22 protein-coding genes are annotated in these 24671 nt (G+C 70.8%); 11 read left to right on the top strand and 11 right to left on the bottom strand.

The genetic code is table 11. The features are described from left to right. From mftE to FXO23_RS36340, 10 genes are all read left to right on the top strand, one after another. Window positions 1–681: a mycofactocin biosynthesis peptidyl-dipeptidase MftE gene (mftE, locus tag FXO23_RS36385; RefSeq protein ID WP_158890822.1), complete on the top strand. Its 681-nt coding sequence runs from the start codon at window positions 1–3 to the stop codon at window positions 679–681. Beyond that, on the top strand, window positions 678–1472 hold the full coding sequence (locus FXO23_RS36380) for a mycofactocin-coupled SDR family oxidoreductase (protein WP_158890820.1): 795 nt from the start codon (window positions 678–680) through the stop codon (window positions 1470–1472). Before mftE ends, FXO23_RS36380 begins: the two co-directional genes overlap by 4 nt. After that, entirely contained in the window at window positions 1469–2878 is a 1410-nt protein-coding gene (mftF, locus tag FXO23_RS36375) for a mycofactocin biosynthesis glycosyltransferase MftF (RefSeq protein WP_158890818.1), read from the top strand. The genes FXO23_RS36380 and mftF overlap by 4 nt, the downstream gene beginning before the upstream one ends. Then, complete coding sequence (gene mftD / locus FXO23_RS36370; protein ID WP_158890816.1) at window positions 2875–4053, top strand: pre-mycofactocin synthase MftD; 1179 nt, start codon at window positions 2875–2877, stop codon at window positions 4051–4053. The genes mftF and mftD overlap by 4 nt, the downstream gene beginning before the upstream one ends. A gap of 114 nt (window positions 4054–4167) precedes the next feature. Then, window positions 4168–5385, top strand: coding sequence for an acetyl-CoA C-acetyltransferase (locus FXO23_RS36365; protein WP_158890813.1), 1218 nt, complete (start codon window positions 4168–4170; stop codon window positions 5383–5385). Continuing rightward, window positions 5382–6137 (top strand): SDR family oxidoreductase, encoded by a 756-nt coding sequence (locus FXO23_RS36360; protein WP_158890811.1) that lies wholly within the window; start codon window positions 5382–5384, stop codon window positions 6135–6137. The genes FXO23_RS36365 and FXO23_RS36360 overlap by 4 nt, the downstream gene beginning before the upstream one ends. Before the next feature lie 32 nt (window positions 6138–6169). Beyond that, a complete protein-coding gene (gene fabG, locus FXO23_RS36355; protein ID WP_158890810.1) occupies window positions 6170–6925 on the top strand; it encodes a 3-oxoacyl-ACP reductase FabG in 756 nt (251 codons plus the stop codon). Then, window positions 6922–7374, top strand: coding sequence for a MaoC family dehydratase (locus FXO23_RS36350; RefSeq protein ID WP_158890808.1), 453 nt, complete (start codon window positions 6922–6924; stop codon window positions 7372–7374). Before fabG ends, FXO23_RS36350 begins: the two co-directional genes overlap by 4 nt. Beyond that, complete coding sequence (locus FXO23_RS36345; RefSeq protein ID WP_158890806.1) at window positions 7374–8396, top strand: phosphotransferase family protein; 1023 nt, start codon at window positions 7374–7376, stop codon at window positions 8394–8396. Before FXO23_RS36350 ends, FXO23_RS36345 begins: the two co-directional genes overlap by 1 nt. Further along, window positions 8396–9631, top strand: coding sequence for an acyl-CoA dehydrogenase family protein (locus FXO23_RS36340; protein ID WP_158890804.1), 1236 nt, complete (start codon window positions 8396–8398; stop codon window positions 9629–9631). Before FXO23_RS36345 ends, FXO23_RS36340 begins: the two co-directional genes overlap by 1 nt. 18 nt (window positions 9632–9649) lie before the next feature. Here FXO23_RS36340 and FXO23_RS36335 read toward each other — a convergent pair whose 3' ends face one another. The 4 genes from FXO23_RS36335 to FXO23_RS36320 all read right to left on the bottom strand — a co-directional run bounded on the left by FXO23_RS36335 (window position 9650) and on the right by FXO23_RS36320 (window position 14628). Further along, window positions 9650–11233, bottom strand: a complete 1584-nt coding sequence (locus tag FXO23_RS36335) for a flavin-containing monooxygenase (protein ID WP_158890802.1) — start codon at window positions 11231–11233, stop codon at window positions 9650–9652. Beyond that, window positions 11226–12182 carry an alpha/beta hydrolase gene (locus FXO23_RS36330; RefSeq protein WP_158890800.1) on the bottom strand — a complete coding sequence of 319 codons (957 nt, stop codon included), beginning with the start codon at window positions 12180–12182 and terminating at the stop codon, window positions 11226–11228. The genes FXO23_RS36335 and FXO23_RS36330 overlap by 8 nt, the downstream gene beginning before the upstream one ends. An 87-nt stretch (window positions 12183–12269) precedes the next feature. After that, entirely contained in the window at window positions 12270–13451 is a 1182-nt protein-coding gene (locus FXO23_RS36325) for a saccharopine dehydrogenase family protein (RefSeq protein WP_158890798.1), read from the bottom strand. Between the two features lie 112 nt (window positions 13452–13563). Next, window positions 13564–14628, bottom strand: coding sequence for an NAD(P)-dependent alcohol dehydrogenase (locus FXO23_RS36320; RefSeq protein ID WP_158890796.1), 1065 nt, complete (start codon window positions 14626–14628; stop codon window positions 13564–13566). Window positions 14629–14816: 188 nt separating this feature from the next. On the opposite strand from FXO23_RS36320, the gene FXO23_RS36315 reads away from it, so the two are divergent. Further along, window positions 14817–15563 carry an SDR family NAD(P)-dependent oxidoreductase gene (locus FXO23_RS36315; RefSeq protein WP_158890794.1) on the top strand — a complete coding sequence of 249 codons (747 nt, stop codon included), beginning with the start codon at window positions 14817–14819 and terminating at the stop codon, window positions 15561–15563. 90 nt (window positions 15564–15653) lie between these two features. Here FXO23_RS36315 and FXO23_RS36310 read toward each other — a convergent pair whose 3' ends face one another. The 7 genes from FXO23_RS36310 to FXO23_RS36280 form a co-directional block, all read right to left on the bottom strand. After that, a complete protein-coding gene (locus tag FXO23_RS36310; RefSeq protein WP_158890792.1) occupies window positions 15654–16841 on the bottom strand; it encodes a saccharopine dehydrogenase family protein in 1188 nt (395 codons plus the stop codon). After that, window positions 16834–18153 (bottom strand): NAD(P)/FAD-dependent oxidoreductase, encoded by a 1320-nt coding sequence (locus FXO23_RS36305; RefSeq protein WP_158890894.1) that lies wholly within the window; start codon window positions 18151–18153, stop codon window positions 16834–16836. Before FXO23_RS36305 ends, FXO23_RS36310 begins: the two co-directional genes overlap by 8 nt. A gap of 36 nt (window positions 18154–18189) precedes the next feature. Beyond that, entirely contained in the window at window positions 18190–19389 is a 1200-nt protein-coding gene (locus tag FXO23_RS36300) for a saccharopine dehydrogenase family protein (RefSeq protein ID WP_158890790.1), read from the bottom strand. Between the two features lie 124 nt (window positions 19390–19513). After that, window positions 19514–20620 carry an NDMA-dependent alcohol dehydrogenase gene (locus FXO23_RS36295; RefSeq protein ID WP_158890788.1) on the bottom strand — a complete coding sequence of 369 codons (1107 nt, stop codon included), beginning with the start codon at window positions 20618–20620 and terminating at the stop codon, window positions 19514–19516. A 189-nt stretch (window positions 20621–20809) separates the two neighbouring features. After that, on the bottom strand, window positions 20810–21703 hold the full coding sequence (locus FXO23_RS36290; protein ID WP_158890786.1) for an NAD(P)-dependent oxidoreductase: 894 nt from the start codon (window positions 21701–21703) through the stop codon (window positions 20810–20812). Window positions 21704–21738: 35 nt separating this feature from the next. Continuing rightward, window positions 21739–22986 (bottom strand): cytochrome P450, encoded by a 1248-nt coding sequence (locus FXO23_RS36285; RefSeq protein ID WP_158890784.1) that lies wholly within the window; start codon window positions 22984–22986, stop codon window positions 21739–21741. A 119-nt stretch (window positions 22987–23105) separates the two neighbouring features. Next, window positions 23106–24662, bottom strand: a complete 1557-nt coding sequence (locus FXO23_RS36280) for an AMP-binding protein (protein WP_158890782.1) — start codon at window positions 24660–24662, stop codon at window positions 23106–23108. Window positions 24663–24671: the final 9 nt, after the last annotated feature.

The following is a 24671-nucleotide window of genomic DNA, read 5'->3' as shown; positions in this document are numbered from 1 at the left end:
ATGCGGCTGGCGGACCTGTCCTGGCCGGAGGTGGCGGATCGGGCGGCATCCGGAGCGATTCTGGCCGTGCCGGTCGGCGCCACCGAACAACACGGCCCGCATCTGCCGCTGACCACCGACACCGACGTCGCGTTCGTCCTGTGCGAACGGCTCGCCGCCGAACGCCCGGATGTCCTGATCGCCCCGCCGGTGGCGTACGGCTCCAGCGGCGAGCACGCCGGGTTCGCCGGGACGCTGTCGATCGGGCAGGAGGCGACCGAGCTTCTGCTCGTGGAGCTGGGCCGGTCCGCGGCCGAGACGTTCCGGCGGCTGTTGTTCGTTTCCGCGCACGGCGGCAACGCGGGGCCGGTCGCGCGCGCCGTGGCCCGGCTGCGGGCGGAGTCGAGGAACGTCGAGGTCTTCCAGCCACGGTGGACAGGGGACCCGCACGCCGGTCGGCCGGAAACGGCGCTGCAGCTGGCGGTGCGGCCGGGAAGTGTCCGGATGGAGCGGGCGGTGGCGGGGGACCGGCGTCCGCTCGGTGAGTTGCTACCGCTGCTGCGGGATGGCGGGGTGCGGGCGGTGACGGCCACCGGCGTGCTGGGCGACCCCACCCGCGCGACCGCGGACGAGGGCGCGAGGCTGCTGGCTCGCCTGGTCGCCGAGCTGGTGTCCCAAGTGGACGGTTGGGGTTCGCGATGAGTGCGCGGACGGCCCTGGTCACGGGCGCGGCCCGCGGGATCGGCGCCGCGACCGTGTCGCGCCTGGCGAGCCAAGGGTACGCGGTACTCGCCGTCGACCGGGCTGCCGACGATCCCGTGCTCCCGTACGCGCTGGGGAGCGAAGCCGAGCTGTCCGCCGTCGTCGAGGCGGTGCGCGGGCGCGGCGGCGAGGCCGAAGCGTACGTCGCCGACGTCCGGGATCCCGCCGCGCTCGCCGCGGCGGTGGCCGACGCCGAACGCCGGTGGGGCGGGCTCGACGTCGCGATCGGGGCCGCGGGGGTGATCGCCGGTGGCGCCCCGCTCTGGGAAATGCCGCCGGACCGGGACCGCGCCGTGCTCGAGGTCAACCTGCACGGCGTCGTCAACCTCGCCCGAGCCGCCGTGCCCGCGCTGCTGCGCCGCCCGCGGCCGCGAACCGGGCGGTTCCTCGCCGTCGCCTCGGCCGCGGCCACCCGCGGCCTGCCGATGCTCGCCGCCTACTGCGCCGCGAAGGCCGGCGTCGCCGGACTCGTCCGCGCCCTCGGCGCCGAACTCGGTGACACGGGCGTGACCGCCAACGCGATCAGCCCCGGCTCGACCGACACCCCGATCCTGGCGGAGAGCGCCCGGCTCTACGGGCTGCCCGAAGCGGCCGTGTTCGCCGTCCAGCAACCGGTCCGCCGACTGCTCGGCCCCGGCGAAGTGGCCGCGGTGCTGGCATTCCTCGCCGGCCCGGACAGCGGAGCGATGACCGGTGCGGTCGTGCCGGTGGACGGAGGGCTGGCCCTGTGACGCCCGTGCCGGCAGGCTTCCGGATCGACCTCGACAAGAACACCCGGCAGGTGGCCGACGGGCTGGTGTTCGGGGGCTCCCCGGCGCGTGTGGTGCGGCTGACCGCGGCCGGCCGGGCGGCCTGGCGCGAACTCGCCGGCGGGCCGGTCACCTCCCATGCCGGGGGAGTGCTTGCCCGGCGGCTCACCGACGCCGGGCTCGCCCACCCGGTGCCGCCCGAGCCGGACACACCCGCGGAGGTGACGATCGTGGTGCCGGTCCGCGACCGGGCCGAGCTGCTCACGCGCTGCCTCGCCGGGCTCGACGGCCGGCACCCCGTGCTCGTCGTCGACGACGGCTCCGCCGATCCCGCCGCGATCGCGGCCGTCGCCGCCACGCATGGGGCGAAGCTGGTGCGCCGGGACGTCAACGGTGGCCCTGGGGCGGCGCGAAACACCGCGCTGGACCACGTTTCCACCGATCTGGTGGCCTTTGTGGACAGTGACTGCGTGCCGACCGAAGGCTGGGCCGACCGGCTCGCCGCGCACTTCGCCGATCCGCTCGTCGCCGCGGTCGCGCCCCGGGTGCGGGCCCTGGCCCCGGACACCTGGGCGGGGCGGTACACACGGGCGGCGAGCAGCCTCGACCTCGGCGACCGGCCCGCCCGGGTCGCGCCAGGGACCCGGGTGCCGTACGTGCCGACCGCCGCGCTGGTGGCCCGCCGGGCCGCGCTGAGGGACGCCGGCGCGTTCGACCCGGCGTTGCGTGTCGGCGAGGACGTCGACCTCGTCTGGCGGCTGCACGCCGCCGGCCGGGTGATCCGGTACGTCCCGGACGTCCACGTCCACCACCATGAACCGGCGACCTGGAAGGGGATCCTCGGCCGCCGGGCCCGCTACGGCACGTCGGCCGCGCCACTCGCACTGCGGCACCCGGACGTGATGGCGCCGCTGGTGCTGCACCCGTGGCCCGCGCTGACCGTCGGAGCGTCGCTGGCCCGCCGCCCGCTGCTCGCCGCGCTGGCGTTCGGCGGCTCGGTCGGCGGCATGGTCCGCACCCTGCGCGCGCACGACGTCCCGGCCGACGGCGTCGTGCGCGCGATGGCCACCGCCGTCCACCAGACCTGGCTCGGCTGCGGCCGTTACGGCACCCAGTTCGCGGCGCCGTTGCTGGTGTCACTGCTGGTGCCACGGGGGTGGGGGCGCCGCGCGGCCGTGGCGTCCCTGCTGCTCGGCCCCCCGTTGACCGCGTGGGTGCGGAGCAGGCCCGGACTGGATCCCGTCCGCTACACCGCGGCCGCGATCGCCGACGACCTCGCCTACGGTGCCGGCGTCTGGGCCGGATGTTTGACCCACCGCACCATCGCACCGGTCCGGCCGGCCTTCGTCCGGCGCCCGCTGCGTTTCGACCCGAAGGGAAAACGATGAACGCCTGGTTCGAGTCCGTCACCGAAGCCCAGCGGCGCGCGAAGAAGCGGATCCCCGGTTCCGTCTACTCCGCGCTGATCGCGGGCTCGGAGAAGGGCCTCACGGTCGCCGACAACCAGGCCGCGTTCGACGAGCTGGGGCTCGCGCCGCGCACGGCCGGACTGTCCGGCGAGCGCGAGCTGGGCACGCACGTGCTCGGCCGCGACGTCGCACTGCCGGTGCTGATCTCGCCCACCGGCGTGCAGGCCGTGCACCCCGACGGTGAGGTCGCGGTCGCCAGGGCCGCTGCCGCGCGCGGGACGTCGATGGGCCTGAGCTCCTTTGGCAGCAAGCCGATCGAGGACGTGGTCGCGGCGAACCCGAACACGTACTTCCAGATCTACTGGACCGGCACGCGCGACGACATCCAGCGGCGGCTCGAACGCGCCCGCGCCGCCGGGGCGGCCGGGATCATCCTCACCCTCGACTGGTCGTTCTCACACAGCCGTGACTGGGGCAGCCCGCGTATCCCCGAGCGGCTCACCTTCCGCGAGCTGCTGCGGTTCGCGCCGGAGGGGCTGACGCGGCCGCGGTGGCTGCTGGACTACGCGAGGACCCGGCGGCTGCCCGACCTGAGCGTGCCGAACATGGCTGTGCCAGGGGAAGCGGCGCCGACCTTCTTCGGCGCGTACGGCCAGTGGATGCAAACGCCGCCGCCGTCCTGGGACGACGTCCGCTGGCTGCGCGCGCAGTGGGACGGGCCGTTCCTGCTCAAGGGCGTCATCCGGGTCGACGAGGCCCGTCGCGCGGTCGACGCCGGCGTCAGCGCGATCTCGGTGTCCAACCACGGCGGCAACAACCTCGACGGCACCCCGGCCACGATCCGGGCGCTGCCGGCGATCGCCGACGCCGTCGGCGACCAGGTGGAAGTGTTGCTGGACGGCGGGATCCGGCGGGGCAGCGACGTCGTCAAGGCGCTCGCCCTTGGTGCCCGCGCCGTGCTCATCGGACGCGCGTACCTGTGGGGCCTGGCGGCCAACGGCCAGGCGGGAGTGGAGAACGTCCTCGACGTGCTGCGCTCCGGAATCGACTCGACACTGCTGGCGCTCGGGAAGGGCGGCGTGCACGAGCTGACCCGCGAGGACGTGCTCGTCCCAGCGGGGTTCACGGCCGAACTCGGCGCGGAAAGTTCGTGACGGATCCCCCACCCGGGCGCCGTTCGGGCCACGGATCGGCGGGGCTGGGGAATCCGGGGCACCATTCCGTTCGTCGAGATAAGCAAGCGCTTAGTTGTGTAGCAAGGAGAATCGATGCCCGAGGCCGTGATCGTCGCCGCCGCACGCTCGCCGATCGGCCGGGCGAGCAAGGGGTCGCTCGTCGAAATGCGTCCCGACGACCTGACCGTCCACATTGTTCAGGCGGCGCTGGCCCAGGTCCCGGAACTCGATCCGGCGGACATCGACGACCTGGTGCTGGGCTGCGGACAGCCCGCGGGCGAGTCCGGGTTCAACCTGGCCCGGGCCGTCGCGGTGCTGGCCGGCCTGGACTCGGTGCCCGGGACCACGGTCAACCGCTACTGCTCTTCGAGCCTGCAAAGCACGCGGATGGCGCTGCACGCGATCAAGGCGGGAGAGGGCGACGTGTTCGTCTCCGCCGGGGTCGAGACGGTCAGCCGGTACGTCAAGGGCAACGCCGACGGCTGGCCGGACACCATGAACCCGAAGTTCGCCGACGCCCAGGCGCGCACGGAGGAGTCCGCCGGAGGCGGCCGGACCTGGGGTGATCCTCGCGCCGGAGGCGCACTGCCCGACGTCTACATCGCGATGGGGCAGACCGCGGAAAACGTCGCCCAGCTCAAGGGAATCAGCCGCGAGGAGCAGGACGCCTTCGCCGTGCGGTCGCAGAACAGGGCGGAACAAGCCATCGCGGACGGCTTCTGGACACGCGACATCACTCCGGTGACGCTGCCCGACGGGACGGTCGTCGACGCGGACGACGGCCCGCGCGCGGGCGTCACCATGGAGGCGGTCGCCGGGCTGAAGCCGGTCTTCCGCCCGGACGGCACGGTCACGGCGGGCAACTGCTGCCCGCTCAACGACGGCGCCGCGGCCGTCGTGGTCATGTCCGACACGAAGGCGAAACAGCTCGGCATCACGCCGCTGGCGCGCGTCGTCAGCACCGGCGTCACCGGGCTGTCGCCGGAAATCATGGGCCTCGGCCCGGTCGAGGCGTCGAAGCAGGCCCTCGGCCGGGCCGGTCTCACCATCGGCGACATCGACCTCGTGGAGATCAACGAAGCCTTCGCCGCGCAGGTGATCCCGTCGGCCCGGGAGCTGGGCGTCGACTTCGACCGGCTCAATGTCAACGGTGGCGCGATCGCCGTCGGTCACCCGTTCGGCATGACCGGTGCCAGGATCACGACGACCCTGGTCAACTCGTTGCGGTACCACGACAAGCAGTTCGGCCTGGAGACCATGTGCGTCGGCGGCGGCCAGGGCATGGCCATGGTTCTGGAGCGCCTGTCATGACCGGGCGCTTCGCGGGTAAGACGGCCATCGTGACCGGGGCCAGCCGCGGGATCGGACTCGCAGTCGCTGAACGACTCGTGGCCGACGGCGCGAAAGTCGTTATCACCGCCCGAAAACAAGACGCACTGGACGAAGCCGTCGCCGGGCTCGGCGGACCGGAGCACGCACTGGGGTTGGCCGGCCACGCGGCCGACGCCGACCATCAGGCCGAGGTCGTCGAGCGGGCGGTCGCCGCCTTCGGCAGCGCCGACCTGCTGGTGAACAACACCGGCATCAACCCGGTGTACGGCCCGCTGGCCGGACTGGACCTCGATGTGGCCCGGAAGATCTTCGAGGTCAACTGCCTCTCGGCGCTGTCCTGGGTGCAGCAGGTCCACCGGGCGTGGATGTCCGGCCACGGCGGCGCGGTGGTGAACGTATCCTCGGTCGCCGGGATTCAAACCGCACCGGGCATCGGCTTCTACGGCGCCAGCAAAGCGATGCTCATCCACCTCACCCAAGAGCTGGCGGTCGAGCTCGGTCCGGACGTCCGGGTCAACGCCGTCGCGCCGGCCGTCGTCAAGACCAAGTTCGCCACGAAGCTCTACGAGGGCCGCGAAGCCGAAGTCGCCGCGGCCTACCCGCTCAAGCGCCTCGGTGTCCCGGAGGACATCGGGAGTGTCGTGGCCTTCCTCCTTTCCGAAGACGCTGCCTGGATCACCGGGCAACTCCTGGTCGTCGACGGCGGCGCAACCCTCGTCGGAGGCGCGTGATGCCGCCCACCGCTACGAAATGGAGCGAACCCATGACCTTCACCCGGACAGCCATCGTCACCGGGGCGGCTCGCGGCATCGGCGCCGCCGTGGCGAAGCGCCTGGCCGCCGACGGATTCTCCGTGGCCGTCGTCGATCTGGACGAGGCCGCGGGAAAGCCGGTCGCCGAAGAGATCGAGGCCAAGGGCGGCCGGGCGATCGCCGTCGGCCTGGACGTGAACGACGAGCCCGGCGTGCGGACCGCCGTGGAGCGGATCGCCGGAGAACTGGGTGATCCGGTCGTGCTGGTCAACAACGCCGGCGTCATCCGCGACAACCTGCTGTTCAAGATGACCAGCGAGGACTGGGACGCGGTGATGAACGTGCACCTGCGGGGCTCGTTCCTGATGACCCGCGCGGCGCAGGGCTTCATGACGAAGACCGGCTGGGGCCGGATCGTCAACCTGTCCAGCACGTCGGCGCTGGGCAACAAGGGCCAGGCCAACTACTCCGCGGCGAAAGCCGGACTGCAGGGTTTCACCAAAACCCTCGCCATCGAGTTGGGCAGGTTCGGGGTGACGGCCAACGCGATCGCACCGGGGTTCGTCGAGACGGAGATGACGGCGGCCACCGCGGCGCGGATAGGCGTCCCGTTCGAGGAGTTCAAGACGGCCGTCGCGGCGGAGATCCCGGTGTCCCGCACCGGGATTCCGGACGACATCGCGCACGCCGTGTCGTTCTTCGTCAGTGAAGGCGCCGGGTTCGTTTCCGGCCAGGTGCTCTACGTCGCCGGAGGGCCGAAGGCGTGAAGATCTACCGGAGCATCGACGAGCTGCGGCAGGCGGTCGGTACCCACCTCGGCCACTCCGGCTGGCATACGGTCACCCAGCACCAGATCGACACTTTCGCCGAGGCCACCGGCGACCACCAGTGGATCCACGTCGACCCCGCACGAGCGCGCCGAGGTCCCTTCGGCAGCACCATCGCGCACGGCTACCTGACGTTGTCCTTGGTGCCGATGCTGGCCTGGGAGGTCTACCGGGTCGTGGGCCTGACGATGGGCGTCAACTACGGCTCCGACAAGGTCCGCTTCCCGTCACCGGTGCCGGTCGGCTCGAAGGTGCGGGCCGGCGTCGAACTGCTGTCCGTGGCGGAAGGCGGTGGCGGCTACCGGTCCACCACCCGGGTCACCGTCGAGGTCGAAGGCAGCGAGAAACCGGCGTGCGTGGCCGAGACCGTCAGCCTGCTGGTGCCGTGATGCCCGGGAATCCGCCCGGACTCGACCTCGACCGGCTCGGCCGCTGGTTCGCCACCACGATCCCGGGCGCGGGCGGGCGGTTGTCCGCCACGGTGATCGCCGGTGGAAAGTCCAATTTGACCTACGCCGTCATGGACGGGACCGGCGAGTGGATCGTCCGCCGTCCGCCCCTGGGGCACGTGCTGGCCACCGCGCACGACATGGCGCGTGAGTACCGTGTGCTGTCCGCACTACGGGACACCGCCGTGCCCGTGCCGGCGACCTACGCGTTGTGCCAGGACGACGACGTGCTGGGTGCGCCGTTCTACGTGATGGAACGTGTCACGGGAACGCCCTATCGGCGGGCAGCCGAGCTCGAACGCCTTGGCGCGCACCGGACCCGGATCATCTCGCAGGGACTGGTCGACACGCTGGCGACGCTGCACGCGGTCGACCCGGCCGAGGCAGGGCTGGCGGACTTCGGGCGCGCGGAGGGCTTTCTTGAGCGGCAGGTGCGTCGCTGGAAGACCCAGCTGGACGCTTCCCGCACCCGGGACCTGCCCGCCGCCGACGAGCTGCACGCCCTGCTTGCCGCCGACGTCCCGGCGGAGACGGCGGCGGGAATCGTGCACGGCGACTTCCGGCTCGACAACCTGCTGGTGGACGACTCCGACGTCACGACGGCGGTGCTCGACTGGGAGATGGCCACGCTGGGCGACCCGCTGACCGACCTGGCGCTCATGGTCTTCTACCACCGGCTGGGGAATCTGCTCCGCAGCGAGGCGGTCACCGACGTCGCCGCGGCGCCGGGTTTCCTGTCCGAAGAGGACATCATCCACCGCTACGCCGCGCGCAGCGAGCGCGACCTGTCACGGTTCGGGTTCTACCTCGGGCTCGCGGCCTTCAAACTGGCCGCGATCGGTGAGGGCATCCACTACCGCCACCTGCACGGCAAGACCGTCGGCGCGGGCTTCGACAAGATAGGCGACACCGTTCCTCTCCTGCTCGACGCCGGCCTCACCGCCCTCAAGGAGAACCGCTGATGGACTTCTCGTTCGACGCCAAATCCGAAGAGCTGCGAGCCGTCCTCCTCGAGTTCATGGACAGCCACGTCCACCCGGCCGAACCGGTTTTCGCCGAACAGTTGGCCGCGCTGGAGAACCGGTGGGCGTGGGACTCGACGCCGGTGCTGGCCGAACTCCGTGCCGAGGCCCGGCGGCGCGGCCTGTGGAACCTGTTCCTGCCCGGTGAGCACGGCGGTGGCCTGACGAACCTGCAGTACGCGCCGCTGGCCGAGATCACCGGCCGCAGCGGACACCTGGCGCCCGCGGTGCTGAACTGCGCGGCCCCGGACACCGGGAACATCGAAGTGCTCTCGATGTTCGGCACCGACGCCCAGCGCGAGCGGTGGCTGAAACCCCTGCTGGACGGGGAAATCCGTTCGTCGTTCGCGATGACCGAGCCGGACGTGGCCTCGTCGGACGCGACGAACATCGCCACCCGGATCGAGCGCGACGGGGATTCCTATGTCGTCAACGGCCGCAAGTGGTGGATCACCGGGGCGATGAACCCGAACGCGCGGATCTTCATCGTGATGGGCAAGACCGACCCTGGCGCGGACCGGCACCGGCAGCAGTCCATGATCCTCGTCCCGCGCGACACTCCCGGGCTGGCGATCGAACGCGCCATGGAAGTCTTCGGCTACGACGACCACGACCACGGCGGCCACGCCGAGCTGACCTTCACCGACGTCCGGGTGCCCGCCGAGAACCTCATCGGCGGCGAGGGGGACGGGTTCGCCATCGCGCAGGCACGGCTCGGCCCCGGCCGGATCCACCACTGCATGCGCTCGATCGGCGTCGCGGAGCGAGCCGTCGAGCTGATGTGCGCCCGCGCGGACGAACGGGTCGCGTTCGGCAAGCCGCTCGCCGACCAGGGCGTCGTCCGCGACTGGATCGCCGAAGCGCGCGTGCGGATCGAGCAACTGCGTCTACTGGTGCTCAAGACGGCCTGGCTGATGGACACCGTCGGGAACAAGGGCGCGCACACCGAGATCCAGGCGATCAAGATCGCCACGCCGGTCACCGTGCAGTGGATCCTCGACAAGGCCATCCAGGTCCACGGTGCCGGCGGGCTGTCCCAGGACTTCCCGCTCGCAGCGGCTTACGCCGGTATTCGCACCCTGCGATTCGCCGACGGGCCCGACGAGACGCACAAGAGCGCACTGGCCCGCGCCGAGCTGCGCCGCCAGCGCGCCTCATGGACGAAGCCACAATGACCAGCCCGGGCGGTGCGGTCAGCTGAGGTCGAAACCGTGGTACCGGGCGGCCGCGACACCTTCGGAGACCTGCTTGTACAGGCCCACTCCGCCCACGAAGGGCATGAAGACTCGTTCCTTCCCCGGGATATTGGCGCCCAGGTACCAGGACGCGGCTCGCGGCATCAGGGTCAGGTTCGCCAGATCGTTCGTGGTCGTGACCCAGTTGTCCTCGTTCTCGGGCAGCGCTTCCATCCGGGTCCGGTCGTGGTCCTTCAGGTAGGCCAGCGCGGTTCCGATCCACTCGACGTGCTGTTCGATCGAGGTCAGCATGTTCGACAGCACGGACGGGCTTTGCGGACCGCACACCAGGAACAGATTCGGGAAACCGGCCGACATCAGGCCGAGGTACGTACGCGGCCCGCGGGCCCATTTCTCCCGCAGGGTGCGTCCGCCACTGCGGATGTCGATCGCGTCGAGGGCGCCGGTCATCGCGTCGAAGCCCGTCGCCAGGATGACCACGTCGAGGTCGTGCTCGGTGTCGCCGGCGACGATGCCGCGCCGGGTGAACCACCGGATCGGTTGCTCGGTGAGGTCGACCAGCGACACGTTCGGCCGGTTGAAGACCTCGTAGTAGCCGGTGTCCACGCACATCCGCTTGCTGGCGATCGGGTACGTGCGCGGTGACAGCTTCTCCGCCAGCTCCGGATCCCGCACCTTCGCGCGGATTCGGCTTCGGACGTATTCGGCGGCGGTTTCGTTCGCCGTGAGGTCGGTCAGGATGTCCGGGAATGAGCGGTCGAAGCACAGGCCGCCGGTTTCCCAGCGACGGTCGAATTCCGCGTGCACCGCGGCAGGATCGGTGTCCAGCAGCGGGATCTGCCCGTTGTGGCACTGGAATCCGTCGGGGGAGAGGCGGTTGGCCTTCCGGATTTCCCGGTAGCGGCCGCGAGCTTCGGCCAGGCGCGGCTGCGCCGGGCCGTTGTGCGCCGGAACGGCGAAGCAGGGCGTCCGCTGGAAAACGGTGAGTTCCCCGACGACGGGGGCGATCGCGGTGATCGTCTGCAGCCCCGACGACCCGGTGCCGATGACCGCGACCCGTTTGCCTGTCAGGTCGACGTCTTCGGACGGCCAATTCGACGTCCGGTGCAGTTCCCCGGCGAACTCGGCGAGCCCGGGGAAATCCGGACGCGACGGCATCGACAGGCAGCCGGTCGCGGCGATCACGTGCCGGGCGGTCCGCACGGAGCCGTCGTCCCCGGTCACTGTCCACTCGCGACGGTCCTCCGACCAGTCCAGCGCGGTGATCCGGACGCCGAACGTGATGTCCTTCCGCAGGTCGAACCGGTCGGCCACGTGCCGTGCGTAGGCGTGCAGTTCCGGTTGCGCGGCATAACGCTCGCTCCACTCCCATTCCTGTTCGAGGTCCGGGTCGAAGGAGTAGGAGTACTCGACGGATTCGATGTCGCAGCGCGCGCCGGGGTAGCGGTTCCAGTACCAGGTGCCGCCGACGTCGGCGCCCGCCTCGACGACGTGCGCGTCGAATCCGCGCCCGCGCAGGAGGTGCAGCTGGTACAGGCCGGCGAATCCGGCTCCGATGATCAGTGCGTCGTGGTCAGGCACGGGCGAGGTCCTTGTCGTCGGCGGAAAGGAAGTCGTTCACGTATCCGGCGACCAGGCGCAGGCCCTCGTCGTAGCCGGGAAGGATGTTCGCCATCTGGAAGAACCCGTGCATCTGCCCCTTGGCTTCCGCCAGCACCACGGGCACGCCCGCGGCCCGCAGCGCGTCGGCATACGCGACGCCTTCGTCGCGCAGCGGGTCGTATTCGGCCACGTAGATCAGCGCGGGCGGCAACCCGGCCAGGCTCTCCGCGCGTAGTGGCGACGCGGCGGGCTGCCGGCGTGCCGTCTCGTCGGGAAGGTAGTGGTGCCAGTACCAGGCCATGGTGTCCCGGTCGAGGAAGCGCTGGTTCTCGGGATCCACATAGGACGGACGAGTGAGATCGCAGTCCGTCACCGGGTAGACCAGCACCTGGCGGTCGATCCGCGGACCCGCCGCGTCTCGCGCACGCTGCGTCAGCACCGCGGCGATGTTGCCGCCCGCGCTGTCGCCCGCGACAAGCAGCGGCGCGCCGGACGGGGCGAGTTCGGTGGCGTGGTCCGCCGCCCAGCGCAGCGCGAGCCAGCTGTCCTCGATTGCCGTGGGAAAAGGATGTTCGGGTGCTTTGCGGTAGTTCACGAGCACGACGGTGCTCCGGGTCGCGTTCGTCAGGTCGCGGCCGACGTGGTCGTACTGGAGGTCGATGTCGCCGCCGACCCAGCCACCGCCGTGGAAGTAGACGATCGTGGCCCGGGCAGGGGCCGCCGGGCGGAGGATCCGGACCCGGAAGTCCCCGTCCGCGGCGGTGAGCCGGAAGTCGCGGACGGCGCCGACTTCCGGGCCGGGGCCGGTGAGCCCGGCCAGCACCGGGTCGCCCAGCCGGACGATCGAGGGCGTCCAGTCTTCGATTGGGGGCATTCCGGCCGTGGCGAGTTCCGCCAGGAACGCCTCGGAAGCCGGTTCCAGTGGCATGACACCTTCTTTCTGCCGGGAGAGACGGGGCGGCGGACGGGAAACCCTTGCCCGGCCGGGGGAGCTGGGCCGGGCTCACCGCCGACGTCAGATTTCTTCGGAAACGACCTCGACGACGGGACCGGCGGGCCGGTTCTCGACGAGCTGGGACAGCTCGGTGAAGTAGGTGTCCGGATCCACCGCGCCCTCCGGCCCGTGCACGCCGGGCTTGTCGACCAGACCGCGGGCCATCATCAGCGTCGCGACGGCGAGGGGGTAACCGGTCATCTCGCCCATGTTCGCGTTGGGCAGCACGATCGGCTGCGCGCCGACCCGGATTCCCTTGCCGTCCTTGGTTCCTTCGGCCACGGCGAAGAGGTTCGGCAGCGTCGGCGCCGGTCCGGCGGCCTTGCCTCCGGTGGCGGGCTCGCGCAGGATCTGTTTGGCGGCACCGGTGACGTCCAGTTCGCCGTTGCGCACGCGTGCGGCGACGCGGAGCATGCCTTCCATCAAGCCTCGACGGGCCACCATCAGGTTGAGCGAGTCGCGCACCTCGGGCCGGACGCGCGGGAGGGTGAGCGGCTCGGGGTGCCCGCAGACCCAGACGGCGTCCGCGCCGCGGCCGGGGTAGGCGAGCGTGAGTTCTTCGAGCGCGTAGGCGTCGACGAGTCCGCCGTCGCGCCAGGTCTTGATCGGCTCGGTGCAGTTGTGGACCCAGTGTTCCAGTGCGGCGTTCGGTTTCGGGTCGGGGTCCTCGGCGGTGGGGTAGGGCAGGGCCCCGGCGCGCCAGGCGGTGTAGACCCGGTCGACCGTGTCGCACTGGTTCATCGCCAGCAGTGCGAGCAGGTTGCTCGTGCCGGGGCTGGCGCCCATCCCGATCACCGCGGTGACGTCGGCGGCGCGGGCGGCGTCGTCGAGGCCGAGCATGTCGAGGGTGGGTTCCCAGTCGTCGCAGATGTCGAGGTAGTTCGTCCGGGTCGCGATGGCGGCGGTGAGGACTTCGCGGCCGAAGCGGTAGAACGGGCCTGCGGTGTTGAGGACGATGTCGACGCGGGTCAGCGCGTCGTGGAGGGCGCCGGCGTCGGCGATGTCGAGGTCCAGGGGCTGGGCTTTCGGCCCGAGTTCGGCGGCGAGCTGGGTGGCGCGTTGCTGGTCGCGGTCGGCGACGAGCAGCAGTTCCACGTCGTCGGCGTTCGCGAGGGCACGGCATGCGTAGGCGCCCATCTCGCCGGCGCCGCCGGTCACGAGGATCCGCCTGCGCCCGCGGCGGCCTGTGGAGGAGTTCGTCATGCGTCTCATCGTCGGCCGGGCAGCGGGCCGCGTCGGCGGGCGCGCGTGTTCCACACCCACCCGGGGGATCACGGACCGTATGTCTACAATGGACTGAGATCCCGAGCGTGGTTCAGCCGGAGTACGTCGCGGACGGGGCGATCACGGCGCGGCCTCGGACGTCACCCGCTTCCAGCCGCCGGTAGGCGGTCAGCGCGTCGTCGAGGTCGAACACTTCGATTTCCGGGGTGAGCAGGCCGCGCGCCGCGAGGTCGAACAGTTCGACGAGTTCGGCGCGGGTGCCCCAGTAGGTCGTCTGGACGCTGACCTCGGGCGGCAGCGAGGTGAAGGACACCGGGAACGAGCCCCCGGCGATGCCGACTATGGTCACGTCGCCGAGCGGACGGGCGGATTTCGCGGCGGTGGCGATGGTTTCGTCGGAACCGACGAAGTCGAGGGCGAGGTCGACGCCGCGGCCCGAGGTGAAGTCCCGGATGAGGGCGACGGTGTCGCTGCCAGGTGCCAGGACGAGGTCCGCACCGCTTCGGGCGGCCAGCCTGCCCGCCGATTCCCGCGGCTCGACGACGACCACGCGGGCGCCGGTGAGCGTCTTGAGCAGTTGCACGCCGAGGTGCCCGAGACCGCCGGCACCGATCACCAGTGCGATGGCGTCGGGCGTGAGTTTGGGCAGTGAACGCCGGATCGCGTGGTACGGGGTCAATGCCGCGTCGGTGATCGGCGCCGCGTGGACCGGGTCGAGCCCGTCGGGGAGCGGGACGAGGAAGCGTTCGGCGGGGACGAGCAGGTAGTCCGCCATCCCGCCGTCGAGGCCGAGTCCGCCGCCTCCGCCGGGGACCGGTGCCGCTGCGGGGTCCTCGCAGTAGATGTCCACTCCGGCGCGGCAGCGGGCACAGCGGCCACAGCCCCACGCACCGACCACCGCGACCGGCTGCCCGGGTTCCCAGCCGCGGACCCCGTCACCGAGCGTGTGCACCCAGCCCGCGTTCTCGTGGCCGAGCGTGAACGGCGGTTCCCAGGCTTCGGAACCGGTGCCGAATTCGCGCATCAGGTGGAGGTCGGAGTGACAGGCGCCCGCGCCGCCGACCTGGATCAGCACCTGACCGGGACCGGGTTCGGGAATCGGGATCTCGGTGCGCACCGGATCCGACTTCCACGCGTTCAGCCGCACTGCGCGCATCGTGTCCACGTCTGCCGCCTTTCGTTGGGGTGCGTCGAACCTAACGCGGCCCTCGGCTCGTGCCCGGGGCGAAGGCTATTCCTCCGCCAGCCGGGGGTGTGCCGGATTTCGCCGGGGCTCGCAGGCGGCTGGCCCGGTTAGGGTTCGCCATCGTCCGGCCCGCATCGCACGCAGGGAGTCCTCGAACCATGGCCACTTATGACGTGTCAGACCGCGCTGCTCTCGTTACCGGTGCCGGCTCGGGAATCGGCGCCGCGGTCGCCAGGCTGCTGGCCGCGAACGGCGCCGCGGTGCTCGTGCACGACTTGTCGGAAACGGCCGCGGCCGCGGTGACCGCCGAGATCGCCGAAGCCGGGGGCACGGCTCGGATGTTCGTCGGCGACGTCGCCGACCCGGTGTCGCACGAGGACGCGGTCCGGGTGGCGAGCGAGCTCGGGTCGTTGCGGATCGCGGTCAACAACGCCGGCGTCGTCGGGATGGATGCGCCGCTGGCCGAGCTGCCCGTCGGCGAATGGCAGCGGGTGACCCGGATCGACCTCGACGGCGTCTATTACGGAATGCGGGCGCAAATCCCGGCGATGCGCGGCGGCGGCTCGATCGTCAATCTGGCTTCGGTGCTGGGATCGGTCGGCTTCCCCGAAACGGGTCCGTACGTGGCCGCGAAACACGGCGTCGTCGGGCTGACGAAGAGCGCCGCGCTCGAATACGCGGTCAAGGGGATTCGCGTCAACGCGGTCGGGCCGGGATTCATCGCCACGCCGCTGCTCGCGGGCATGGACGACGAGACCGAGCGGTTTCTTGCCGGCCGACATCCGCTTGGCCGGCTGGGCACGCCCGAGGAAGTCGCGCATCTGGTGGCGTTCCTGGCCTCCGACGCGGCGTCGTTCATCACCGGCAGCTGCCATTCCGTCGACGGCGGCTATACGGCCCAGTAACCGGCCCGGACGTGAGCGGTCCGGGCCGGTCGAACGACTTCGCCCACGGGCACGAAGCCGTTCAGCTCGCCGCCAGGCCGAAGCCCGGGATCAGGAGACCGGGCCTTCGTGGATGATCAGCAGATCCTCGACCGACTCCACGGCAGGCTCGACGAACTCCAGGAACACCGAGAAGAAGTCCTGGGGCTCGATGACACCCTCCGGCGCGTGCACGCCGGGCTCGGTGATGCGGCCCTCGCGGAGCAGTTCGAGTCCGACGGCCAGCGCCGCGCCGGTGCCGCCGCCCATCTTGCCCGGCGGCATCGAGGCAGGCTCGACCGAGACCGCGAGCGGTTCGCCGTCGCGTTCGCCCCGGACCATGGCCCACACCTGGTGGAGCGGGTCGCGGGTCCGCGGCACGCCTTCGGGCGGGCCGGGCATGTGCTCGAGCCGGCTGGCGCCCTCGGAGAGGGTCACGCGGCCCGCGTCGTAGTCCGCCGCGACGGCGCGGGCGTGGTCGAAGACCCAGACCGGACCGGACGTGAGGTTGGTCGAGTTGACGACCGTCGGGAAGTAGCGAGGCAGCGTGATCGCCTCCGGGTGCCCGACTGTGTAAGCCTGTACCCGCCCCTTGCCCGGGTACAGCAGCTCGACGGGAGCGAGGGGCTCGATGTCCTTCTCCGCGCCGTCGCGGTAGGCGCGGATCGAGCCGCTGATCTGGATCAGCCAGTGCTCGACGGCCGCGCCGGCGCCTCCTGCCGGCGGGTACGCGGGCTCGTCCTCCAGCACGGCGCCCCGCATCGACCAGCCGGTGAAGATCTCGGTGACCTTGTCGAGCCGGCGAGCGGCCGACGCCGCGGCGAGGTTGGAGATGCCGGGGCTGCCGCCGATGCCCTTCACGACGCGCAGGCCCTTCTCGCGCGCCTTGGCATCGAACTCGAACGCCTCGACGGTGGATTCCCAGTCGTCGTCGATGTCCAGGTAATCGCAGCCGCATTCGACGGCGGCCTCGACGATCGGCCTCGCGAACTTCGAGAACGGGCCCATGGTGTTGAGGACGACATCGCAGTCCGCGAACGTCTGCCGCAGTGCAGCCGGGTCGGTGGCGTCCAGGTGCACCGGGGCGCATGGCCCGCCGACCTCGTCGGCCACCTGCTGGGCGCGCGCCACGTCGATGTCGGCGATCAGCAGTTTGCGGGCCGAGCCGAGCTTGGCGATGCCGCGCACGGCCCAGCGGCCCATCGCGCCTGCTCCGCCGACGATGACCACGGTGCCAAGCGGCGGGTTCCGGTCAGACACGGATACTCCTTCGGATCTGGTTGCGGTTCAGAAACTGGTCGGCTCGATCGAGGGTGCGGTCCGCGAGCCATCCCAGGCGCAGCGTCACCGGGTTCACGACACCGGGAGCGAACCGACGTGACTTGCGCCAGACGGCGGCCAGATCGTCGTGCATGCCCTTGTCGCAGAGCCGGTCGGCGAGCAGGGTGCCGAGGTACGGCGCCTGCGGGAGCCCGTGCCCGTTGCAGGCCAGCGAGTAGTGGACGCGGGGGCTCGCCTGTCCTGCGACCGCCATGTTGGAGGGCGTGAGCCCGATCCAGCCGCCCCAGGCGCGCGCCGGGGGGATGTCGGCCAAAGTGGGGAAACGCTCCCGGAAGCCGCGCATCAGGTCGTCGACTACCGCCTGGTCGGGCATCCGGTCGGCGCGCGGCCGACGGGCCGTCTGCAGGCTGCGGGTGGTGAAAACGATGGTGCCGCGGTTCGTGAGCCGGAAGCTCTGCATCACGAAGTGGTTCGTCGTGATGGGGACGCGACTCGTCCACCCTGCCTCGTCCAGCTGCCCGGAGGTGACCGGCCCGGTCTCGACGGCCGTCACCCACACCGGCGTGCTGAGGTTGCGCGGCGCGATCGGCAGCTCGTTGGCGAATGCGTTGGTGGTGAGGATCGCCTGGCTGGCGCGGATTCTCCCGCCCGGAAGGTCGATCCGGACGCCGTCGCCCGCGTCGACGACACCGGTGACCGGACTCCGCTCGAACACGCGGACGTTCGAGGCACGAACGGTCTCGCGGACGCCGAGGGCGAGCTGTCCCGGGTTGACGGTGCCGCCGACTTTGATGTGCATACCGCCCGGGAACGCCGGGGGGATGCCCAGCCGCTCGGCGTCGCCCACGACCGACCGGCGGCCCGGCTTGGCACGCGCCGTCATGCGGCGGAAGGCCGCGACGTTACCGGTCGGGCGGTAGCCGCACTCGATGGCATGGCCGTCGATGAGTTCCTCGGTGAAACTCACCGCGTTGGTGGCGAACCGGTACAACCCGCGAACGCGGTCGCCGTAGAAGGTCTTCAGGATCCGGGGGTCGCTGCCCAGCGTCGGCGTGATGTACCCGGCGTTGCGTGCGCTGGCTCCCCAGCCGCAGAGGTCGGCCTCGACGAGCACGACGTCCCGGCCGTGTTCGGCGAGCCGGAGCGCGGCCGCCATCCCGCCGAGCCCGCCGCCGAGCACAGCGACGTCGCAGGTCACCTCACCGGACAGGGCCGGTTCGAGCGTCGTCGGCCGGTCGACCCACCCGGTGCCCGAGAGATAAGTGACGGACGATCCGCCCGCGTTGTCCATTGTGGTCACTCGATTCGCTCGCCTCCGCGCGATTGGTCAGCTGTCGAGAATTTCGGTGACGACCTCGTACACCTCGACGCCGGGCGCGGGAGGCTCGGGCGCGAACCGCGCGAGATCGGTGAAGAAGACCTTCGGGTCGATCGCGCCCTCCGGACCGTGCACGCCCGGTTTGCCGACCTGGCCGCGAGCGGACATGAGAGCGGCCACGGCCAGCGGGATGCCGGTCATCTCGCCCATGTTTCCCTCCGGCTGCACCAGCGCCTGCGCGCCGACGCGGATCCGGGAACCGTCCTTGGCGCCCTCCGCGACGGCGAAGATGTTGCTGGGCAGGCTCGGCGACGGCCCGGCGGCCTTGCCGCTGAGGTTCGGCTGCCGAAGCAGCTCGTCGGAGGCCTGCCGGACGTTCAGCTCCCCGGCGCGGACGCGCTCGGCGATGCGGGTGATCCCGTCCATGAGGCCCCGGCGCGCGCTCATCACGTTGAGGGACTCCCGCACCTCGGGCCGGACCCTCGGCAGGGTCAGCGGTTCGGGGTGGCCGCACACCCAGACCGGGGCCTCGCCCCAGCCGGGATACGCCAGCGTCAGCTCTTCGAGTGCGTGCGCGTCCACGAGGCTGCCGTCGCGCCAGATCTTGATCGGCTCGGTGCAGTTGTGCACCCAGTGCTCGATGGCGGCGGTCGCCTCGGGAAACTCCTGCCCGGCGGTGGGCCGGGGGAAGTGCGCCGCGGAGGCGCGCCACGACGTGTAGACCCGGTCGACGGTGTCGCACTCGGCCATCGCCAGCACTGCGAGCAGATTGCTCGTGCCGGGGCTGGCGCCCATGCCGATGACGGCCGTGACGCCGGCCGCGCGGGCGGCGTCGTCCAGCTCGAGCATCTCCAGGGTGGGTTCCCAGTCGTCGCAGATGTCGAGGTAGTCGGTGCCCGCGGCGATGGCGCCGCTGAGCACCTCGCGGCCGAACCGGTAGAACGGGCCCGCGCAGTTGAGCACGAGGTCGACGTCGGCCAGCGCCTTCGCCAGCGCCGTGGAGTCCGAGATGTCGAGCGCGAGCGCCGTCGCCTTCGGCCCGAGCTTGGCGGCGAGCCTGGCCGCCTTCTCTTCGTCTCGGTCGGCGACGACCAGGCCGGCGATCTCGGCGGCGTCGGCGAGCACACCGCACGCGTACGCCCCCATTTCGCCGGCACCGCCGGTCACCAGCACGCGCTTCGGTCCACGCTCAGAAACTGTCGAAGTCATGCCCGCATCCTGGCCGCGAAGCGGATCGGCGAACGGTCACGAGGGAGGCAGTGTGCCCAGCTGGGGGAGTCCGCCGCTGGGCGGAGTTTCCTTTGTCCGGCATACCGTTTCGCCGCCGCCCCGGCTAGAAGGTCACCACACCGCGGATCAGCTCGCCGGCGAGGAGGTCGTCGTAACCCTGGTTGACCTCGTCGAGCCGGTACTCGCGAGTCACCAGCTCGTCCAGCTTGAGCTTGCCCGTCTCGTAGAGGCCGAGCAGCCGTGGGACGTCGCTTTGCGGGTTGAACTGACCGAAGATGCAGCCCTTGACCGTCTTCTGGAACATCGCCAGCTGTGCGGCGGGGAGCTGGATGTTCAGGTCGTCCCACGGGCCCATGGCCGTGATCGCGATGGTGCCGGCCTTGCCGACGACGGTGAAGGCCGCCGTGACGACCTCCGGGCTCACGTCGCCGACGATCACCATGGCCGACTCGGCGCCCTGGCCGTGGGTCATCTCCCACACCGCCTCCAACGCCTGATCCGCGTCGGCGAACGCGTGGGTCGCTCCCAGCTTGAGCGCGGTGTCGCGCTTGAACTCGACCGGATCGACAACGACGACGTACTTGGCCCCGGCCACGGCCGCGCCCTGCACCGCGTTCATGCCGACGCCGCCCGCGCCGTAGATCACCGTCGTGTCACCCGCGCGTACGCCGGCCACGTTGACCGCGGTGCCCCAGCCGGTCGGGACGCCGCAAGAGGTAAGCACTGCGCGGTCGAGCGGGAGGGAGCCGTCGATCTTGATGACGGAGTGCTGCGACAGCGTGCCGTACCGCGAGAAGCTGCCGACCGAGCACATGCCGCCCGCGTCCTCGCCGTTCATCTTGAACCGGAAGGTGCCGTCCGGGAGCTGCCCGTCGAGCAGGTTCTCGCCGAGATCGCACAGGTTCTGCCTGCCGCTCCGGCAGCATCGGCACTCGCCGCAGCTCGGGATGAAGCTCGCCAGCACGTGGTCGCCGGGCTTGACCTTGGTGACGCCCGCGCCGACCTCCTCGACGACGCCGGCCCCCTCGTGGCCGCCGACGATCGGGAGCCGGGACGGGAAATCGCCCTTGAGCAGGTGCAGGTCGGAGTGGCAGAGGCCCGCGGCGACATAGCGGACGAGAACCTCGCCCTCCTTCGGGCCGTCCAGGTCGAGTTCGACGATCTCGAATGGCTTGCCGACCTCGGTCAGCACCGCGGCAGTTGTCTTCATCGGGTTTCCTCGGATTGACTCGGTCGCAGGTGAGGGGAACGAGCGCGAACCTAAGGTCGGCCTGGCCAGGTCTCCGGTCTCGCCGTCGAGGGAGTGCCCGGGTGGGGGAGCGGTCAGGCCGAGCAGGCGGACGACGAGTTCGACGGTTCGCCAGCGGACCCGCCCGGTTGGGCAGGTCCGCGGCTCGGGTCAGGCGTTGGTGCGGGCGACCTTCGTCGAGGCGAAGAATCCGAGACTTCCCAGGCCGGCTTTTTCGGCCTCGTTGAGGTTTTCCACGGCCGCGGCGAGCAGCCGAGCCTGGTGACCGGCCGACTGCATCGCGCCAAGCGTGGCGCGGCACCCTTCGGCGTAGACGCCGAGCGTGGCGGTCTCGGTCTCGTGCTGGTCGCTCGCGATGGCCCCCACGCCCTCCTTGCCAGTAGCGGCCAGGGCGTGAAACGCCAGCTCGCTGATCGCGTTCAGGGTCTCCGGGTCGACGCCTTGGTCGAGCGCGTAGGTGGAGGCCTCGACGTACGCGCTCAGTGCGGCGGAATAGAACCCGCCGATGATCGCGGTGTCGAGAACGCTCGCCGCCTTCACGTTGTCGGAGACGAACATGGAGTACGGCCCTGGTGCCATCAGGGTTTGCTCGTGCTCCGCCCACGCCTCGGCCGAGCCGGAGTAGAGGACCATGCCCTCCTTGGTGCCGACCTGCTGCGGGTAGCAGAGCACCGCGCCGTCGAGGTAGTGGACGCCGCGCGCCTCGGCCCAGGCTTTCAGCTCTTCGGCTTCGGCTGGCGTGCCGGTGCCGACGTTGACCAGAGTGGTGCCGGTCCAGTCGGCAACAGCCGCGAGAGCCTCGCGCGTGGTCGCATAGGTCGAGGTGACGGCCACGACGAGCTTCGACGAACGTACGGCCTCGTCGACGTCGGACAATGCGCTCACCCCGCCACCCGCGAGCGCCTCGGCCTTGGCCTGAGTGCGGTTCCACGCGGCGGTCCGGTGACCCTTGGCGGCGAAGTTGCGGGCGAGGGCGGATCCCAGCAGCCCGCAGCCGAGCACGGCCACGTCGTAGGTCTTCGTCGCTGAGGTGGTGTCGGTCATGGATTCTCCGCATTCTTTCGGTTTGGCGGGACGGGTCAGGCCGTGCGGGGACCAAGGCGGACGGGGAGCGACTGGCGCTGGTTGGCGAAGAACGACGCGGTGAACGGCGCGTCGCCCGCGATCTCCATCCGCGGGTAGCGCTTGAGCGTCTCGGCGACCATCAGCCGCAGTTCGAGCCGGGCCAGCGCGTTGCCGAGACAGAAATGCCGGCCGCCCGCCCCGAACGCCTGGTGCTCCGGGTTGCGAGTGACGTCGAAGCGGTCGGGATCCTCGTAGCGGTCCTCGTCGCGGTTCGCCGAGGGATACCACAGGACGACCGAGTCGCCTTCCTTGATCTGCGCATCCCCGATCTCGACGTCCTTCGTCGCCGTGCGGCGCATCATCGAGAACGCTGGGAACATCCGCAGCGCTTCTTCGACGACACTGGGCACCAGCGACATGTCGTCGAGGACCTTCTGGCGCTCCTCGGGGTTCCGCATCAGCGCGATCATCGCGCTCGTGTACGTCGCCATCGTGCTGTCGTTGCCCGCGGCGAAGAGCAGCAGCATGCCCGCGACGATCTCGTCGTCGGAAAGCTTGTCGCCCTCGACCTCGGCGCCGACCAAAATGCTGATGAGGTCGTCGCCCGGGTTGGCCTTGCGGTCTTCGACCAGCACCACGCACTGCTCGATCAGGTCGGGGATGAAGACGGTGAGCCACTCCTCGAGCCCGCCGGGGTTGAAATGCGGGTCGTCGAGGGCGATGTAGCGGCTGATGTTGTGGATCCAGCGGGCGTCGTCCTCCTCGGGGATGCCCATGAACCCGTGGATGACGCGGGCGACGATCGGCTTCGACACGTCGTTGACCAGGTCGCAGGTTTCCCTGCCGTCGAGCCGATCGAGCACGTTCTTGACCGCCTCGACGACCCGGTCCTCCTCGGCCGCGATGCGCTCCTGGGTGAAGCCCGCGAGGAAAAGCTGCTTGAGCCGGTCGTGCCGCGGCGGGTCGAGGTTGATCATGTCCATTTTGGACAGTTCTTTGAGGTCCTCGGGCATGCCCTCCCAGGTCAGGTCGACCGCCCCCGCCCGGTGGGAGGAGAACGTCTTCCAGTCGCGGCTGACGCGCGCGATGTCTTCGGCCTTGGTGATCGACCAGAAGCCGGGCGCCTCGGGCATCGCGGCGATGCCCGCCGAATGGTGCACCGGGCACTTGCCGCGCAGCTCGGCGAAAACCTCGTGCGGCGGGCCCGCGGCCCACAGCTCCATGTCCGCGACCGTGAAGCCGGGGTCGTCGATCGTGCTCATCGTTCCTCCTCCAGTGACGTAGCTAACCGTTTTGGTGCAGGAGAACGTAGGTGGCGGAAACCGGTCGAACCGGCGGCGAGAGCGCGATCGGCCCAGTTGGGGGAGGGCGCCCCGGCGCTTCAGACTTTTTCGCCGTCCCACGCCGCTTCGGTGATGCCGCGTGCGCGCACCTCGTCCTTGTTGACGCGCTGGGTCGGCGTCTTCGGCAGTTCTTCGACCACCTCGATGAAACGGGGGACGGCGTGCTTGGGAAGGTCGGCGGCGAGGAAGTCGCGCAGCGCCGCCGGATCGACGACGCCCGCGTCCTGTGCGACGACCAGGAGCGCGAGATCCTCCTCGCCGAGTTCCGAGGGCACGCCGATGGCGGCTGCTTCGCGCACGTCCTCGTGCTTGTTGGCCGCGCACTCGACTTCCCACGCCGACACGTTTTCGCCGCGGCGGCGGATCGAGTCCTTCAGTCGTCCGATGTAGTAGAGGAAGCCGTCCTCGTCCGCGCGCATCCGGTCGCCGGTGTGGAACCACAGGTTCCGCCAGGCACTGACGGTCGCTTCCGGCTTGTTCCAGTAGCCGGCCATGACGGTGTGCGGTTCGCGGGGCCGCAGGATCAGCTCGCCGATCTCGCCGGCCGGCACGGGCCGGTCCTGGTCGTCGACCAGCCGCACCTCCAGCTCGGGGGTCGGCAGGCCCACCGAGCCGACCCGGCTGTGCTCCGGCGTGTTCTGGGTGATGCACAGCGCCTCGGTCATGCCGTACATCTCGATCAGCCGGACGCCGAACCGTTCCTCGAAATCGCTCTGCAGCGCTGCCGGGGCGCCGCCGCCGGTCCCGATGACGGCCGGATGGTCGCGGTCGGCGGCGCTGGGTTCCGCGGAGTTCAGCATCGAGAGCATGGTGCCGAGGTAGGCGAAGTACGACGCGTCGGCGGCGCGCACCTCGTCCCAGAACCGGCTCACGCTGAATCGCTTGCCGAGCGCCAGCCGCCCGCCGGTGAGCAGGGCCGCGAGGACGTACGACCGGGCGTCGGAGTGGAACAACGGCTCGGGCGTGTAGGCCGTCTGTCCCGCCCGCATGCCGAGGCCCGCCGCGCCCCGGCGGGCCCAGGTGATCTGGTAGGCGTGCGGAAGCAGCACTCCTTTGGACGGCCCGGTCGTGCCGGACGTGTAGATCATCGTCGCGACGTCGCTTTCGAGCGGCGGCTCGACGGCCCGGTCGCGCCCCAGCTTCCTCAGCTCACCGAAGGTCAGGTGCCGGGTGCTCGGCCCGAACGGGAGCTCGCCGTCGTCCGGGTCGATCAGTACGGCGAACTCGGGAGGCTCGGGAACGACTTCGGCGACCGCGCGCAGGTACGCCGGGAGCCCGATCATCACCCGCGGGCCGCAGTCCCGGACGAGGTACTCCAGGAACGCGCCGCGGGCCTCCGGGTTGATCGGGACGTCGATCATCCGGGCGCAGTCGACCCCCAGCCAGGCGACCACGGTCTCGAGCCGGTTGTCCGAAACGATCAGGCCGCGGTCGCCGCGGTCGAGGCCGAGCGCCCGCAGCCCGGCGGCGATCGCCTTGACGGACTCGAACAGCTCCGCTCGCGAGCACTCCTCGCCGTCGATCAGCAGGACGGGAGCATCCGGCGTCTGTTCGGCCTGCTCCTTCAGCACGGCGAAAACGGTGGCTTCACCCACGGTGGAGTC

This window comes from Amycolatopsis anabasis (assembly GCF_009765355.1).
Taxonomy (GTDB): domain Bacteria; phylum Actinomycetota; class Actinomycetes; order Mycobacteriales; family Pseudonocardiaceae; genus Amycolatopsis; species Amycolatopsis anabasis.
The sequence above is the reverse complement of the archived record's forward strand: the minus strand, read 5'-3'. Positions and strand labels throughout refer to the sequence as shown.